Annotated in this window: 4 protein-coding genes (1 of these 4 running past the window's edge); 1 reads left to right on the top strand and 3 read right to left on the bottom strand. The window is 71.2% G+C overall.

What is annotated here, in order from left to right; translation table 11 throughout:
• Positions 1 to 5: 5 nt before the first annotated feature.
• From hppD to NR798_RS17225, 3 genes are all read right to left on the bottom strand, one after another.
• Positions 6 to 1,091 carry a 4-hydroxyphenylpyruvate dioxygenase gene (gene hppD, locus NR798_RS17235; protein ID WP_375772569.1) on the bottom strand — a complete coding sequence of 362 codons (1,086 nt, stop codon included), beginning with the start codon at positions 1,089 to 1,091 and terminating at the stop codon, positions 6 to 8.
• Positions 1,092 to 1,277: 186 nt separating this feature from the next.
• Entirely contained in the window at positions 1,278 to 3,083 is a 1,806-nt protein-coding gene (locus NR798_RS17230) for an ABC transporter ATP-binding protein (protein WP_375772568.1), read from the bottom strand.
• Between the two features lie 14 nt (positions 3,084 to 3,097).
• Complete coding sequence (locus NR798_RS17225) at positions 3,098 to 6,094, bottom strand: hypothetical protein (RefSeq protein WP_375772567.1); 2,997 nt, start codon at positions 6,092 to 6,094, stop codon at positions 3,098 to 3,100.
• Positions 6,095 to 6,439: 345 nt separating this feature from the next.
• Between NR798_RS17225 and NR798_RS17220 the strand changes: the two genes are divergently transcribed.
• Positions 6,440 to 17,093: the beginning of a non-ribosomal peptide synthase/polyketide synthase gene (locus tag NR798_RS17220; protein ID WP_375772566.1), read on the top strand. 16,556 nt of this gene lie beyond the right edge of the window; the window shows 10,654 of its 27,210 coding nt (coding positions 1-10,654); it begins with the start codon at positions 6,440 to 6,442; the stop codon falls past the right edge of the window.

Below are 17,093 nucleotides of genomic sequence, written 5' to 3'. Positions count from 1 at the left end.
GGGTGCTACCCGGCGTGGGCCTTGCGCTCCTTGCGCATCATCTCCTGCTCCACCGACTGGTAGAGGGCACGGATGTTGGCCGTGCCGAACCCCCGCGCCTCCTTGCGCTGGATGACCTCGAAGAAGAGCGTGCGCCGGGGGTGCACCGAGCGGGTGAAGACCTGCAGCAGGTACCCCTCGCCCTCGCGATCCACCAACACGTTGCCCGCGCGCAGCTGCTCCACATCCTCGGCCAGCTCGCCGACCCGCGCCGGGAGCGCCTCGTAGTAGCCGGGAGGGCTGTCCAGCAGGGGCATCTGGCGCTCGCGCAGCACGCGGACGGATTCGAGGATGTCGTTGCTGAGGAAGGCCAGGTGCTGCGCCCCCGCCCCCCGGTGGCTGCCCAGGAAATGGTCGATCTGCCCCGGGCGCTTGCCGGACATCGGCTCCATCAGCGCGAAGCACACCCCACCGGTGGCATCCTGAACCACCTTGGAGTTCATGCCCCCATACTGCGTCTCCACGTTCTCCTCGTGGCTCTGCTTCAGCCCCAGCACCCGCACGTAGGCGTCCACCGTTTCCTGGAGCGTGCCCGGAATCAGGCACAGGGCCACGTGGTCCACCGCCACCAGGAGCTCGCGCTCCGCGGCGGGAGCCACCACGGGCTGGAAACGGCCCGGCCAGAAATCCCCCTCGGGCGCCTCGCGCTCGATGAAGGAGTGCACCATGTCCCCCACCGGGGAAGCCACCGTCGCCCGCACCAGCCGCCCGCGAGGACCCTCGTACACCCGCGGCTCGTGCACCGGCTGCGCGCCCCGCCGCACCGCCTCATGGAAGGCCGCCGCCGCGTCCTGCGTGCGGAACGCCACGTCCTTGATGCCGTCCCCGTGGACCGCCACGTAGTCCGCGGCCTCATCCGTGTCCACCAGGGGCTGCGTGAGCACCAGCCGGATGCGGCCCAGCTTGAGCAACAGGCTGCTGCGGCCCTGCTGCCCCGTCTCCGGCCCCGCACGGCCCGTCACCCGGAAGCCGAAGCCGGCGCAGAACACCTCCGCCGCCTCCTCCAGCTTGCTCACGTACAGCTCGAGATGATCGATCCCAGCGAAGTTCACGTGCAGCTCTCTTCCCCGATACCGCCGAGATATGGGCCCACCCCTCGATCGCAGACGCATTGCGAGGGTAACCGGGCTGCATTTTTCCATACTCAGGAAGAAAAGGGAATCCGCTTAAGACCGGTAGATGCGGGATGCGGCGATGTGCCCCAACGTGGGACGTCCGGCCAGCGCCAGGAGGGAGGCTCAGCGGTACCGGGAGGCCTGCAGCTCGTACATCGTCGCGTAGCCCCCACCACTCGCGAGGAGCTGATCGTGGTGCCCCTCCTCGACGATCTTCCCCTGGCTGAGCACGAGGATGCGATCGGCCATCCGCACCGTGGAGAAGCGGTGGGAGATCAGCAGCGCCATCTTCCCGGCCGTCAGCTCCCCGAAGCGGTGGAACACATCGAGCTCGGCCCGTGCATCGAGCGCCGCCGTCGGCTCGTCCAGGACGAGCAGCTGCGCGTCGCGCATGTACGCCCGCGCGAGCGCGATCTTCTGCCACTCGCCGCCCGAGAGATCGACGCCCCCATCGAAGCGGCGGCCCAGCATCTGCTCGTAGCCCCGCGGGAGGCGCTCCACCACCATGTTGGCCAGGCTCTTGTCCGCCGCCTCCTCGATGAGCGCCCGCTCGCCGTGCCGCTCGATGCGCCCCACGGCGATGTTGTCCGCCGCCGTCATCTCGTAGCGGGCGAAGTCCTGGAAGATGACGCCCACCTCGTGCCACAGGTCGTCGATGTCGTACTCGCGCAGATCCACGCCATCCAACAGGATCTGCCCCGACGTCGGGTCATAGAGCCGCATCAGCAACTTCACGATCGTCGTCTTGCCCTGGCCGTTCTCGCCAATGAGGGCAATGCGCTCGCCCGGTGCCAGCCGGAAGCTCGCCCCCTCGAGGACGGGCCTGGTGCGGCCGGGGTAGCTGAAGGTGACATCGCGGAACTCGAAGCCCTGGCGGATGGGCCGGGGCACCTTGAGCGCCTTCGGACCCGAGCGGATGGCCGGCTTCACCGCGAAGAACGCGAGCATGTCGTTGATGTAGAGCGCCTGGTCGGCCACCCCCACCGCGGTGGAGAACATGTCCTGGATGTTGCGGTTGGCCGCCGCGATCGCTCCCGCCAGGAACGTCAGCTCGCCCACGCTCAGCTCGCCGCGCGCCGTCTTGTACACGGCGAACGCGTAGGCGCCGTAGTAGCCGAGCGAGCCGAGGACAGACAGCAGCGAGAGGCCGCGGAACGCCCGCCCGAAGTGCGCCACCACGTCCTCGAGGATCTCCCCCGAGAGCTTCTCGTAGCGGCTCTTCAGGAACGGGCTCAGCCCGAAGATCTTCAGCTCCTTCGCGCTCTCCCGGCTCGCGCCGAGCTGGCGCAGGTAGTCGAGCTCGCGCCGCTTCGGCGTGTGCCGGAAGCTCATCGCGTAGAACTCGGCCCCGAAACGGCCCTCGACCAGGGCCGCCGGCACCAGGCAGCTGATGATGCCCAGGAGGATCCACGGGGAGAACACCAGGATGCCCACGCACAGGCTCGCCACGGTGATGAGCTGCTGCAGGAAGCGGGCGATCGCCTCGACCATGACGATGCGATCCGTGGCCTGCACGCGCGCCCGCTCCAAGCGATCATGAAAGGAGGGATCCTCGTAGGTCGCGAGATCCAGCCGCGAGGCATGGTCGATCAACATCAGGCTCACGTGCCGGGTGTATTTCTCGGCGAGCACGACGTTGAGGTAGAGGATGGCGCGGGCGAGGATGGCGCCGACCGTGGCGAGGGCGAACTCCAGGCCGACCAGCCCCCACAGGTGCCGCGACATGCCCTGCCCCGCCCCGCCCATCACGCCATCGATGATCCACCGCGCCACGACCAGCACGGCCACCGGGACCAGCGCCGCGGCCGTGCGCAGCACGAGGTTGGCCAGCACCGTCCCGGGACCCGAGTCCCAGACCATGCGCAGCACCGGCAGGATGTTCTTGAGCGAGGCCAGCCGCCCCCGGGACTCGTTCTCCGACTGAGGCATCGCGCCCGGCTCCATCACTGAAGATCCTTCGTTTCGTAGACCAGCCCTTCCACCCAGGCCGTCTGCCAGTGCCGGTGGAAGTGCTGGACCAGGATGTCGTCACACGTCAGGTTGGCCACGGCCGCCAGGGCCATGGCCTGGTCACGCGCTCCACCCGTACGGGTGTCCGCCAGGCGCTGCAGGTCCGCGGCCACGCGCTCGGGCCGGAAGCGCAGCGCGGGCGCGGGGAGCTGCGGCGCGCCGTTGCCGGCATTGACCGCATCGAGCGCGGCCTGTCCGAGCAGCGACGCCGGAGGAAACCAGAGGAACAGGGTGGGCAGCAGGTGCTCGGCGAGCGCGTCGTGCGGGAGGGAGATGGCACCTTCCGCGCGCAGCCGCTGGTCCGACGCGGTGAGCGCCAACCAGTGGCGGAGCGGGACCTGCCTCCGGGCGATCGCCACGAATCCGGCCAGCATCGCCCCCGAGGTGAGCAGCCCATGGTGCGCGCCCTCGAGCGCCCCGGACCCGGCGTCGTAGCCGGTGTGGAACAGCCCGGCTTCCCCATCGTAGAGGAACGAGAAGTCCAGCTCCTCGCGCAGCGCCCGCGCCCGCGCCTCGGCCTCGCCGAGCCGCACCCGCAGCGCTTCGTCGGTGCAGACCATGCGCGAGGCCTGCAGCCCCCGCTCGACGATCACCAGCGACGCGGCCAGCACGCCGCTCTCCGCCGTGGAGATGCGCCGCGGCCCCAGCGGCCGCCGCTCCCGCGCCTCGTAGCGCTCGAACAGGTGCCCGCGATGGCGCTCCAGGCCCGCGATGACCGAGAGCGACTCGTCCAGCCTGGACACCAGCCCCTCCAGCCCGACGTAGCCCAGGTGGTAGGCGCTCAACGGAGCCACCAGCCCCAGGGAGAGATCCGTCGGCGAGAGCTCCGTCCGTCCCTCTTCCGAGCGCACGTACAGCTCCCAGAAGCCGCGCGCCAGGGTGCGCAGCCGCTCGGCATCTGGCGACTCCCTCACCCCTGGCGCGGAGCCGGGCTCACGCCGCAGCAGGTGCATCACGGGGTGGGGCAGCCAGAGGAGCAGCAGCGGACAGGCCCAGGGCAGCGCCCCGGGGTTGGACACGGCCAGCGCGCCCCCGACACCGAGCGCCAGCACCAGTGCCCCCCACACCTCGGGGAGCGTGAGCAGGTGGCGGAGCCCTCCGCCCTGGCGGCTCGACTGGGCGTGCGTCGTCCAGTCCAGCATCCGGCTCCGGTCGAACACGAGCCCGTACAGGGCGCGGCCGATGGCATCGAGCATGAGGCCGGTGGTCGGCAGCAGGATGGTGTGGTTCATGACGACGCCGAGGCTCATGCGCCCCACCTGCGCCACCACGAAGCCCAGGCTCGCGAAAGAAGGCGAGCGCCAGACGGCGCGCAGGGCGTCCACCGAGCCCATGATGAGGAGGCTGCGGCAGTTCCACAGCATCGCGCCCAGCGTCCAGGCCCCCGCGCTGCTGGCCGGCAGGCACAGCCACCCGAAGGCGAGCAGGCAGAAGGAGAGCGGGTGGGCCAGACTCCCGCGCATCGCGGACAGCAGCGCCCAGCGATCGAACATCGGCAAGGTGTTGCGAACGAGGCCGTGCTGCGACGGTACCCACGGGAGCAACCACGGCAGCACCTGCCAGTCGCCGCGAGTCCAGCGGTGCCAGATGCGGGCCTGGCTCGCCATCGTCGCCGGGGAGCGCTCGAAGAGCCTGACGTCGGAGACGTACCCGACGCGCGCGAACATCCCCTCGATCCTGTCGTGGCTCAGGATGAAGTTCTCGGGGAGCCGGCCCTCGAGGCTGCGCGCGAAGGCGGCCACGTCGTAGAGCCCCTTCCCGACGAAGGTCCCGCTGCCGAAGAGGAACTGGTGGACCGCGGCTGGGTCCATCCCCGTGCGGGGATCCCTCTTGTTCCGCGCGATGGACAGGGGCCAGCCCCCCGTGGACAGCCACGCCGCCTTCGTGGGGCCATCCGCGATGGCGGGCTGCAACATCGAATAGCCGGCGACCACCCGCTTCCCCGCCGCATCGAAGCGCGCCCGGTTCAACGGATGGTGGAGCGTCGCCACCAGACGGGCGGCGGCACCGGGCAGCAGGTGGGTGTCCGCATCGAGCGTGAGGACATAGCGCACCGTGCGCACGACGCCGGGCACGGGGCCCGTGTAGCTCGTGTCCTCAGCGCCCAGCACCAGCCGGTTGAGCTCCTCCAGCTTGCCGCGCTTGCGCTCCCACCCCATCCACCGGCGCGCGACGGGATTCCACCGCCGCTCCCGGTGGAGATAGAAGAAGCGCGGCTGCTCGCGGTAGCCGTGCCGCTCGTTGAGCTCACGGAGGCCCCGCTCCAGCCGCTCGCGCAGCCCACCATCCGCCGGCATGTCCTTCTCGGGCGCGTCCCGGAAGTCCGTCAACAGCGCGAAGAACAACTCGGGCTCCACGTTGCCCAGGTAGTTGATCTCCATCATCCGCAGTTGGGAGTCGATGTCCTCCGCGCTCGCGACCAGCAGGGGCGTGACGACCAGGGTCCGGGTGTCCGGAGAGAACACCCGCTCGGGCTCCAGCCTCGGCAGCGGCTCCAGGTGGCGCACGAGGCGGGAGGCGAGCAGCTCGAAGCGCTCCTGGAGGAGGTCGAGAACCTGCGGGGCGAGAATGGCCACCAGGAGCAGGCGGTGGAGCGGCTGCATGCCTCTCGTGGCGAGCAACCGCTCGATCCCCAGGGCGAGGAGTGCCGTGACCAGCAGGAGGGAGCCGACATAGAGGCCCTGGCTGTGCCGCCGGGCGAACCGGGCGGCCCGCGCCCTCCAGGGCAGCTTGCAGCCCAGCGAGGCCTCGAGCCGGGCACGCCCCTCGGCGAGCAACCATGCGCCTACGTGGCGCCCTCGCGGTTCACCGGCGTCGTGTTCCTCGCTCAGCCGGAGCGCCTCGTGGGCGGCCTCCGAGGGAGTCCGGCCCGACCACGCCGCCACCTCCTGGCAGGCCCGGCGGTACCGCTCGCGTGTCGCCTCGTCCATCGCGCCGTAGGCCCCCGAGGGATCCCGTTCGAGGATTGGATCGAGCGGCTCGGACGTAGCGGCCTTTCCTGTTTTTTCAACCTGGTTGCGAGAAGACACGAAACCAGCTTGCCACAGCCGCCCGCATCCACTCCATGCACCCCGGCTCCTAGCGAGCAGGCCGAGCGCCAACTCCGAGGCAGGAGGGGCGCTTGCTGACGCAGCCAGTCAACAAGCAGCCCACCTGAATCGGCTGCATCCCCGCTTCGTTGGAGAAGCCACGCACTGGTACCATCGCGCACTCGCAGCGTGGGCAGGTTTGACCGCGACTGAGACCCTCGAGCCCCCCCGCAGACGCCCCACACCATGAGAACCGCCAAGCACGTGTCCACCTCCTCCACGCTGCTGGATCTGCTCGAGGAGCGCGCCGCGCACCTCGCGGATACGCCCCTCTTCCACTTCGTGGAGGACAGCGATGGGGAGGAGAGCACCCTGCCCTACTCCGGGCTGCTGCAACGCGCCCGCTCGATCGGCGCCGCGCTCCAGCAGTTCACTTCACCGGGAGAGCGGGCCGTCCTGCTCTACCCCCCGGGCCTGGAGTACGTCACCGGCTTCTTCGGCTGCCTGGCCTCGGGCGTCGTCGCCGTCCCGGCCTACCCGCCGGATCCCTCGCGCCTGGAGCGCACCCTTCCCCGCCTGCGCGCCATCATCCAGGACTGCCAGGCCTCGGTGGTGCTCACCACCTCCTTCATCCTCTCCATGGCCGAGGTCCTCTTCGAGTCCGCTCCGGACCTCCGGGCCTTGCGCTGGGTGGCCACCGACGAGCTGCCCGTGGAGGCGGCGCCCTCCTGGCAGCGGCCCGCGCTCGGTCCCGGCTCGCTGGCCTTCCTGCAGTACACCTCGGGCTCCACCGGCACGCCCAAGGGCGTCGAGCTCACGCACGAAAACCTGCTGCACAACCTGCGCCTCATCCACGGTGCCTTCCGCATGCACCCGGAGAGCGCCGGCGTCATCTGGTTGCCGCCCTACCATGACATGGGGCTCATCGGCGGCATCCTGGGCACCGTCTACGGAGGCTTCTCCACCAGCCTCCTCTCGCCGCTCACCTTCCTGCGCCGTCCCCTGCGCTGGTTGGAGGTGCTCTCGCGCACCCGCGCCACCATCAGCGGTGGGCCCAACTTCGCCTTCGACCTGTGCGTGCGCAAGACGACCGAGGCCGAGCGCGCCGCCCTCGATCTGAGCCACTGGGAGGTGGCCTTCTGCGGCGCCGAGCCCATCCGCCCCGAGACGCTCGAGCGCTTCACCGAGGCGTTCGCCCCCAGCGGCTTCCGCCGCGAGGCCTTCTACCCCTGCTATGGCCTGGCCGAGGGCACCCTCATCGTCTCGGGCGGTGAGGTGGCCGCGCCTCCCGTGCTCCAGGCCCTCGACACGCACCGGCTGCGCGAGGGCCATGCCACGCCGGCCCAGGCCGGACAGCCGAACAGCCAGACGCTGGTGGGCTGCGGGCGCTCGCTGCAGGAGCAGCAGGTGCTCGTCGTGCATCCGGAGACGCGCGCGCCGCTCGCCGCTGGCGCGGTGGGAGAGATCTGGGTGAAGGGTCCCAGCGTGGCCCGAGGCTACTGGAACCGGCCCGAGGACACCGCTCGCGACTTCCACGCCCGCACCTCCGATGGCCAGGGGCCCTTCCTGCGCACCGGAGACCTGGGCTTCCTCCAGGGCAGCGAGCTCTTCGTCACCGGCCGTCTCAAGGAGTTGCTGATCGTCCGCGGCCGCAACCACCACCCGCAGGACATCGAGCTGACGGCGGAGCGGAGCAGCCCCGCGCTGCGGCCCGGGTGCGGAGCGGCCTTCTCGGTGGAGGTGGAGGGCGAAGAGCGGCTGGTGCTGGTGTACGAGGCGGACACGCGCCGCCAGCCAGTGGCGGTGGAGGAGGTGGCGCGCGCCATCGGCCAGCAGGTGGCCTCGGCGCACGAGCTGCCCCTGCACGCCCTCACGCTCATCGCCCCGGGCAGCCTGCCCAAGACGTCCAGCGGGAAGATCCAGCGCCGGGCCTGCCGGGAGGCCTTCCTCGCGGGTGAGTTGCAGGAAGTGGCCTCCTGGCGCTCGCACCAGGCCGAGGCGCCGGTCTCCAGTGAGCCGCCCCCCGCCACCGCGCCCGAGGAGCGGCCAGCAACCCCCGAGCAGCTGGAGGACTGGCTGCGGGCCCGCTTCGCCCGGCGGCTGAAGGTGGCTCCGGAGCAGTTGGAGCGGGACGAGCCGCTCACAAGCTACGGCGTGGACTCGCTGGCCGCGGTGGAGCTGACGTATGAGGTGGAGACGGGACTGGGCATCGCCCTGCCCCTGCATGTGCTGCTGAGCGGGCCCACGCTGGCCGAGCTGGCCTGGCGGCTCCTGGACGCGGGGCGGGCCTCCTCCGCTTCCCCGCCCCTGCCGCGTGCCTCCCGTGAGCAGCCGCTGCCGCTCTCCTTCGCGCAGCAGCGGTTGTGGTTCCTCGACGAGCTGTCCCCGGGCAGCGCCCTCTACAACATCCCCGCCGCGGTGCGGCTGCGCGGCACCCTGGACGCTTCCGCCCTCGAGCGCACCTTCGCCGAGCTGGTGCGCCGGCACGAGTCGCTTCGCACCACCCTCCACTCCGAGCAGGGCCAGGCCTTCCAGCGCATCCACCCCGAGGGCCACGTGGAGCTCGTGCGGGTGGACCTGGGCGCGCTGCCCGCCGCCGAGCGCGAGTCCGAGGTGCTGCGCCTGGCCCACGAGGAAGCGCTCCGCCCCTTCGAGCTCTCGCGCGGACCCCTGCTGCGCACCACCCTGCTGCGGCTCTCCGAGACCGAGCACGTGCTGGTGCTCTGCATGCACCACATCATCTCCGATGGCTGGTCCATGGGCGTGCTGGTGCGCGAGGTGGCCGCCCTCTACGAGGCCTTCTCCCAGGGCCGGCCCTCGCCGCTGCCCGAGCTGCCCGTGCAGTACGCCGACTACGCCCTCTGGCAGCGCCAGTGGCCGCGGGGCGAGCCGTTGGAGAAGCAGCTCTCCTGGTGGAAGCAGCAGCTCGCCGGTGCGCCCGCGCACCTGGAGCTGCCCACGGACAAGCCTCGTCCCGCCATGCAGGGCCACCACGGCGCCAGCCATCCGGTGCGGCTGCCGGCCTCCACCTGGGAGGCGCTCAAGGCGCTCGCCCAGCGCGAGGGCGTCACCCCCTTCATGCTCCTGCTCGCCGCCTTCCAGGTGGTGCTGCACCGCCACTCGGGGGAGGAGGACATCAGCGTCGGCACCCCCATCGCCGGCCGCTCCCACGCGCAGACGCAGCAGCTCATCGGCTTCTTCGTCAACACGCTCGTGCTGCGCACCCGCATGGAGGGCAACCCCTCCTTCCGCGAGCTGCTCCAGCGCGTGCGCGAGACGACGCTGGGCGCCTATGCCCACCAGGACGTCCCTTTCGAGAAGCTGGTGGAGGAAGTGCGGCCGGTGCGCGACCTCGGCCGCAGCCCGCTCTTCCAGGTGATGCTCGTCCTGCAGCCGGACCCGCTGCCGGGCCTCACCCTGCCCGGGCTCACCTTCAGCCACGTGGAGCTGGAGAGCCGCACCTCCCGCTTCGACCTCCACCTGTCCCTCTCCGAGTCCGAGCACGGACTGGCGGGCGCCCTGGAGTACGCCACCGAGCTCTTCGAGCCCTCCACCGTGGCGCGGCTGGTGGGCCACCTGCACCTGTTGCTGGAAGGCGTCCTCGCCCAGCCCGAGCAGCGCATCGCCGAGCTTCCGCTGCTCACCGAGGCCGAGCGGCACCAGGTGCTGCGCGAGTGGAACGACACCCACGCGCCCCTGGCCGTGGACACCTGCATCCACCACCTCTTCGAGGCCCAGGTGCGGCGCACGCCCGGGGCACCCGCGCTGGGCTTCGAGGGCTCCTGGCTCACCTACCGCGAGCTGGACGAGCGCGCCAACCAGCTCGCCTGGCACCTGCGCTCGCTGGGCGTGGGCCCCGAGGTGCGTGTCGGACTGTGTGCCGAGCGCTCCCTGGACATGGTGGTGGGCCTCTTCGCCATCCTCAAGGCCGGCGGCGCCTACGTGCCCCTGGATCCCTCCTACCCTCGCGAGCGCCTGGAGTGGATGCTGGAGGACGCACGCCCCGCGGTGCTCCTGGCCCAGCCCTCGCTGCTGCCGCACCTGCCCGAGCGGCATGGGGCCTCCCTGGTGCCGCTGTCGCTCGAGGACACGCAGGTGCGCGCCCGGCCCACGCACGCGCCCGAGCCCCTGACCACCGCGGACAACCTCGCCTACGTCATCTTCACCTCGGGCTCCACCGGCCGCCCCAAGGGCGCCATGAATGCCCACCGCGCCGTCTGCAACCGCCTGCTCTGGATGCAGCAGGCGTACGGCCTGGGCGAGCAGGACGTGGTGCTGCAGAAGACGCCCTACAGCTTCGACGTCTCCGTCTGGGAGTTCTTCTGGCCCCTCATGGTGGGCGCCCGCCTCGTGCTGGCACGCCCCGGCGGCCACCAGGAGCCCGACTACCTGCTGCGGCTCATCTCCGAGCAGCACGTCACCACCGCCCACTTCGTCCCCTCCATGCTCCAGCCCTTCCTGGAGCAGCCGGGCCTGGAGCGCTGCGACAGCCTGCGGCGCGTGGTGTGCAGCGGTGAGGCCCTCTCCGCGGAGCTGGCGCAGCGCTGCCTGCGGCGGCTGCCGTCCGCGCAGCTGCACAACCTCTACGGCCCCACCGAAGCCGCCGTCGACGTGACGGCCTTCACCTGCCAGCGCGAGGACGGCCGGCGCCCGGTGCCCATCGGCCGCCCCATCTCCAACACCGTCATGCGCATCCTCGATGGGCACCTGCGGCCGGTGCCCGCGGGGGTCCCCGGGGAGATCTTCATCGGCGGTGTGCAGGTGGGCCGCGGCTACCTCGCCCGCCCGGAGCTCACCGCCGAGCGCTTCATCCCGGACCCCTTCTCCCCCGAGCCCGGCGCCCGGCTCTACCGGACCGGCGACAAGGCCCGCTGGCTGCCCGACGGCAACATCGAGTACCTCGGACGGCTCGACTTCCAGGTGAAGGTGCGCGGCCTGCGCATCGAGCTGGGAGAGATCGAGGCCACCCTGGAGCAGCATCCCCAGGTGCGCCAGGCCGTGGTGGTGGCGCGTGAGGACGCCTCCGGCGACAAGCGGCTGGTGGCCTACGTGGTGCCTCCCGCCTCGGAGCAGCCGCCCGGCGTCACCGCGCTGCGCGACGCCCTCAAGCAGACGCTGCCCGAGTACATGGTGCCCTCGGCCTTCGTCGCTCTGGAGGCCCTGCCCCTCACGGCCAGCGGCAAGGTGGACAGGAAGGCCCTGCCCGCTCCGGACTTCTCCCGCGCCGCGTCCTCGTCCACCTACGTCGCGCCCCGCAACGAGCTGGAGCAGCGCCTGTGCGGCATCTGGGCGCAGGTGCTCGGCCTGAAGCAGGTGGGCATCCACGACAACTTCTTCGAGCTCGGCGGCGACTCCATCATCAGCCTCCAGGTGGTGGCCCGTGCGCGCCAAGCTGGCCTCGCGCTGTCCGCCCGCCACCTCTTCCAGCACCAGACGGTGGCCCAGCTGGCCCAGGTGGTGACGTCCGCCTCCGAGCCCCTGGCCGAGCAGGGCCCCATCACCGGCCCCGTGCCCCTCACGCCCGTCCAGTTCCAGTTGCTGGCGCACGACGCGGCGCATGCCCACCACTTCAACCAGTCCCTGCTGCTGGCCTCGCGAGAGCCCCTCGAGCCCTCGCGGCTGGAGAAGGCGCTCGCGCAGGTGGTGGCCCACCATGACGCCCTCCGCCTGCGCTTCCGCCAGCACGAGGGCGCCTGGCTCCAGGACAACGCCCGCCCCGAGGAGACGCCCCTCCCTCTGCTCCAGGTGGACCTCTCCGCCACGCCCGCCTCCGAGCAGCCCAAGGCCCTGGAGGCCGAGGCCGCGCGCCTGCAGGCCAGCTTCGTCCTCTCGCAGCCGCCCCTGCTGCGCGCCGCCCTCTTCCAGCTCGGTAACGGCCAGCAGCGCCTGCTCCTCGTCGCCCACCACCTCGTCATCGACGCCGTCTCCTGGCGCGTGCTGATGGAGGATCTCGAGTCCGCCTATCTCCAGGTAGCGCTGCCGGCGAAGAGCACCTCCTTCCAGTCCTGGGCCCGCCGCCTGCAGGCCCATGCCCACTCCGAGGCCGCGCGAGCCGAGGCCTCGCTCTGGCTGGACGAGGCGCGCACGCCGGTGGCCCCGCTGCCCACCGACGCCTCCGGTCCCAACACGCACGCCTCCGAGCGCACCCTCTCCGTCTCCCTGGACGGCGAGGAGACGAAGCTGCTGCTCCAGGAGGTGCCCTCCGCCTGGCGCGCGCAGATCAACGATGTGCTGCTCACCGCCCTGGCCCAGGCCCTCTCCGAGTGGACGGGTCAGCCCCAGGTCCACGTCCACCTGGAAGGCCACGGCCGCGAGGAACTCTTCGGTGACGTGGACCTCTCGCGCACCGTGGGCTGGTTCACCTCCTTCACGCCCGTGCGGCTCGCGCTGCCTTCCGGCGGCTCGGCCGGTGAGTGCCTGCGCTCCGTGCGTGACTCGCTGCGCCGCCTGCCCCATCACGGCATCGGCTTCGGTCTGCTCCGGTGGCTGGGCCCTCCCGAGCTGGCGCGGCCACTCCAGGCCCTGCCCGCGCCCCAGGTCGCCTTCAACTACCTGGGCCAGCTCGACGCCGCGGCCTCCTCCCAGCGCCTCTTCTCGCTCACCCGCGACGCCGCGGGTCCTTCCGCCGCACCCGCGGGCTCGCGCCAGCACGTACTGGAGGTCAATGGCTCCGTGCTCGGCGGACAGCTCCAGCTGTCCTTCGGCTACAGCGCCCACCTCCACCACGCTTCCACCATCGAGTCACTGGCCGGGCGCTTCCTGCACCACCTGCGCGCCCTCATCTCCCTGCGCTCCTCCGAGGACGCCCGCCGCTTCTCGCCCGGTGACTTCCCGCTCGCGGCGCTCTCCCAGGCCACGCTCGACGCGCTGCTGCGGCAGACCGGGCCGGACGTCGAGGAGCTCTACCCGCTGTCTCCCACCCAGCAGGGCATGCTCTTCCATGCGCTGCTGTCTCCCGAGTCCACCGTCTATTTCATGCAGCACTCCTGGGCCATCCACTCCGCCCTGGACTCCGCTGCCCTCCGTCAGGCATGGCAGGCCACCACCGAGCGCCTTCCCGTCCTTCGCACCTCCTTCCACTGGCAGGGGCTCGACGCTCCGCTCCAGGTGGTGCACGCGCGACTCCCCTGCGCCTTCGAGGAGCTGGACTGGCGCGCGCTCTCCGCTTCCGAGCAGCAGGAGCGCTACCAGCGCTTCCTCCTCGAGGAGCGCCAGCGTGGTTTCGAGCTGAGCCGTGCGCCCCTCATGCGCATGGTGGCCTTCCGCTTCCAGGACGCGGTGTGGCGCCTGCACTGGAGCCACTCCCACCTGCTGCTGGACGGCTGGAGCCTCGGCATGGTGCTCCAGGAGTTCTTCTCCCTCTACGACGCCTGCCGCGCCTCCCGGTCCGCGCCGCCCGCCGCGCGTCCCGCCTTCCGCGAGTACATCGCCTGGCTGCGCCAGCGTGACGGCGCCTCCGACGAGTCATTCTGGCGTGGCTACCTGGAGGGCATCACCGCTCCCACGCCCCTCCCGGCCGATACCCATGCCTCGCCCCCGCCGGGACAGGCCCCCACCCATCCCTTCCACGAGCTGTACCTGTCCGCCGAGGCCAGCACCGCGCTGCAGGCCTTCTCGCGCCAGCACCAGCTCACCCTCAACACGCTGGCCCTCGCCTCCTGGGCCCTCGTGCTCTCGCGCTACAGCGGCGAGCACGACGTCCTCTTCGGCACCACCTTCTCCGGCCGGCCCGCCGAGCTTCCCGGCTCCGACGCCATGGTGGGCATCTTCATCAACTCGCTGCCCACGCGCGTCCGCGTGCCCGCGGAGGGCTCGCCCCTGCTGCCCTGGCTCCAGTCGCTCCAGGCCCAGCAACTCGAGCTGCGCCAGTACGAGCACTCCACGCTCGTCCAGGTGCAGTCCTTCAGCGCCCTGCCTCGCGGCGCCTCGCTCTTCGAGTCCCTGCTCGTCGTCGAGAACTACCCCATCGACGCCTCGCTGCGTCAGCGCACCACCTTCCTCGACGTGCGCGACGCCATCGCCGCCGAGCGCTCCAACTATCCGCTCGCCCTGGCCGTCATCCCCAGCCCCTCCTCGGTGCGGCTGCTCCTCTCCCACGACGAGCCCCGCTTCCCCGCCGACGCCATGCGGCGGCTGCTCGCGCACTGGCGCTCCGTCCTGGAGGGACTGATCGCCCGGCCCGAGGCCCGCCTGGAGGAGATCTCGCTGCTCTCCGGCGCCGAGCGCGGCCAGGTGTTGGAGGAGTGGAGCCGCACGCCGGGCAGCCTGCCGCACCAGTCCGTGCTCCAGCTCATCGAGGCCCACGCCCGCCTCACCCCGGACGCTCCCGCCGTGCGCTTCGGTGACGAGCAGCTCTCCTACGCAGAGCTCAACTCCCGCTCCAACCAGCTCGCCCGCCACCTGCGCCGCCTCGGCGTCGGCCCCGAGGTCCTCGTCTCCCTCTGCCTCGAGCGCTCCCTCGAGCTCGTCGTCTCCATGCTCGCCACCCTCAAGGCCGGTGGCGCCTGGCTCGCTCTGGACCCTTCCCTCCCCTCCGAGCGCCTGGACTTCATCTCCTCCAACGCCCTGGCCCCCGTCCTCCTCACCCACTCCTCCCTCGAGCACCTGCTCGACAGGCGCGGCTACGTCTTCCTCCTCGACGAGCACTGGGAGCGCGTCGAGCGCGAGTCCGAGGACAATCTCCACATTCCCGTCGATGGCGACCACCTCGCCTACGTCATCTACACCTCCGGCTCCACCGGCCGTCCCAAGGGCACCCTGCTCACCCGCTCCGGCCTGGCCAACACCGCCCGCGAGGCCGCCCGTGCTCACGGCTACCGGCCCGACAGCCGCGTCCTCCAGTTCGCCAGCACCAGCTTCGACGCCTCCGTCTGCGAGGTGTTCTCCACGTTGGTGGCTGGCGCCTGCCTCGTCCTCGCCAACAAGGAGCAACTGCTCCCCGACGCCGCCCTGCGCTCCCTGCTGGAGTCGCAGTCCATTACCGCGGTGACGCTCACCCCCTCCGTGCTCGCACAGCTCGAGCCTCATGGTTTGGCGCGCCTGGAAACCATCATCTCCGCCGGTGAGGCCTGCTCGCCCGAGCTGGCCCGCCGCTGGTCCTCCGGCCGCACCCTGCTCAACGCCTACGGCCCTACGGAAGTCACCATCTGCGCCACCATCAGCGGCCCGGTGGACTCCCAGCGCCTGAGCATCGGCCGCGCCCTGCCCAACGCCCAGGTGTACGTCCTCGACTCGCGCCTGCTGCCGGTGGCCGTCGGCGTGCCCGGTGAGTTGTACGTCGGCGGCGCCGGTGTGGCCCGCGGCTACCTCGGCCAGCCCGCCCTCACCGCCGAGCGTTTTGTCCCCCACCCCTTCTCCTCCGAGCCCGGTGCCCGCCTCTACCGCACCGGTGACAAGGTGCGCTGGCTGCCCCATGGCGAGCTGGAGTTCCTCGGCCGCCTGGACGAGCAGGTGAAGCTGCGCGGCTTCCGCATCGAGCTGGGCGAAGTCGAGTCCGCCCTGCGCGAGCTGCCCTCCGTGCGCGAAACCGTCGTGGTGCTGCGCGAGGACGCTCCCGGCGACAAGCGCCTGGTGGCCTACGTCGTGCCCCAGCCCGGTGAGCTGGTGGAGCCCTCTTCCCTTCGCTCCTCCCTCCTCTCTCGCCTGCCCGAGTACATGGTGCCCTCCGCCTTCGTCTCCCTCGAGGCCCTGCCTCTGACGACGAGCGGCAAGGTGGACAGGAAGGCCCTTCCTTCTCCCTCTGGCTCCGGCTCCGCCTCCTCCTCGGAGTACGTTGCCCCCGTCTCCGACACCCAGAAGCGTCTGGCCTCCATCTGGAGCGAGGTGCTCCATGTCGACCTGGTCGGCCTCCACGACGACTTCATGTCCCTGGGCGGCCACTCCCTTCTCGCAACTCAGGTCATCTCCCGCATCCGCTCCTCCTTCGGCGTCGAGCTCCCTCTTCGCTCCCTCTTCGAGTCCACCACCCTCCAGGCCCTGGCCGAGCAGCTCGACGCCGCGAACGCCTCGCAGACGAACCAGCTCCCGCCCCTGCGGCCCGCCTCGCGCCAGCAGCCGCTGCCCCTGTCCTTCTCCCAGCAGCGCCTGTGGTTCCTCGAGCAGCTCGAGCCAGACCGCGCCACGTACAACACGCCCGCTACCATCCGCATGACGGGCAGGCTCGACGTCGCGGCCCTCGAGCGCAGCTTCACCGAGCTGGTGCGCCGTCACGAGGTCCTGCGCACCACGTATCAGGCGCAGCAGGAAGGCGCGGCCCTCCAGGTCATCTCCGCCCCCACCGGGCACTCGCTGTCGCTGGTGGAGTTGGGTGCCCTGCCCGATGCCCAGCGTGAAGCCGAGGCCCGGCGCCTGGCCCGCGAGGACGCCCAACGCACCTTCAATCTGGAGCGCGGTCCGCTGCTGCGCACCACCCTGCTGCGGCTCTCGGACACCGAGCACCACCTGATGGTGGTGCTGCACCACATCATCTCCGACGGCTGGTCCGTCACCGTGCTCATCCAAGAGATGAGCGCCCTCTACGAGGCCTTCTCCCAGGGCAAGCCCTCGCCGCTGCCCGAGCTGCCCGTGCAGTACGCCGATTACGCCCTCTGGCAGCGGCAGTGGCTGCGGGGCGAGGAGTTGGAGCGGCAGCTCTCCTGGTGGAAGCAGCACCTCGCGGGCGCCCCCAGCCTGCTGGAGCTGCCCACCGACAGGCCCCGCCCCTCCGTCCAGAGCTTCCGCGGCACCTCGCTCCCCGTGCGCTTCTCCCGGGAGTTGTCCGAGTCCCTCAAACAGCTGGCCCAGCGCGAGGGCGTCACGCCCTTCATGCTGGTGCTGTCCCTCTTCCAGGTGCTGCTGCACCGCTACTCGGGGCAGGAGGACGTCTGCGTCGGCTCGCCCATCGCCGGCCGCCGGCTCGCCG

The organism is Archangium gephyra (assembly GCF_042230915.1).
Classification (GTDB): domain Bacteria; phylum Myxococcota; class Myxococcia; order Myxococcales; family Myxococcaceae; genus Archangium; species Archangium gephyra_B.
This window is presented reverse-complemented; position numbering and strand designations above follow the sequence as displayed.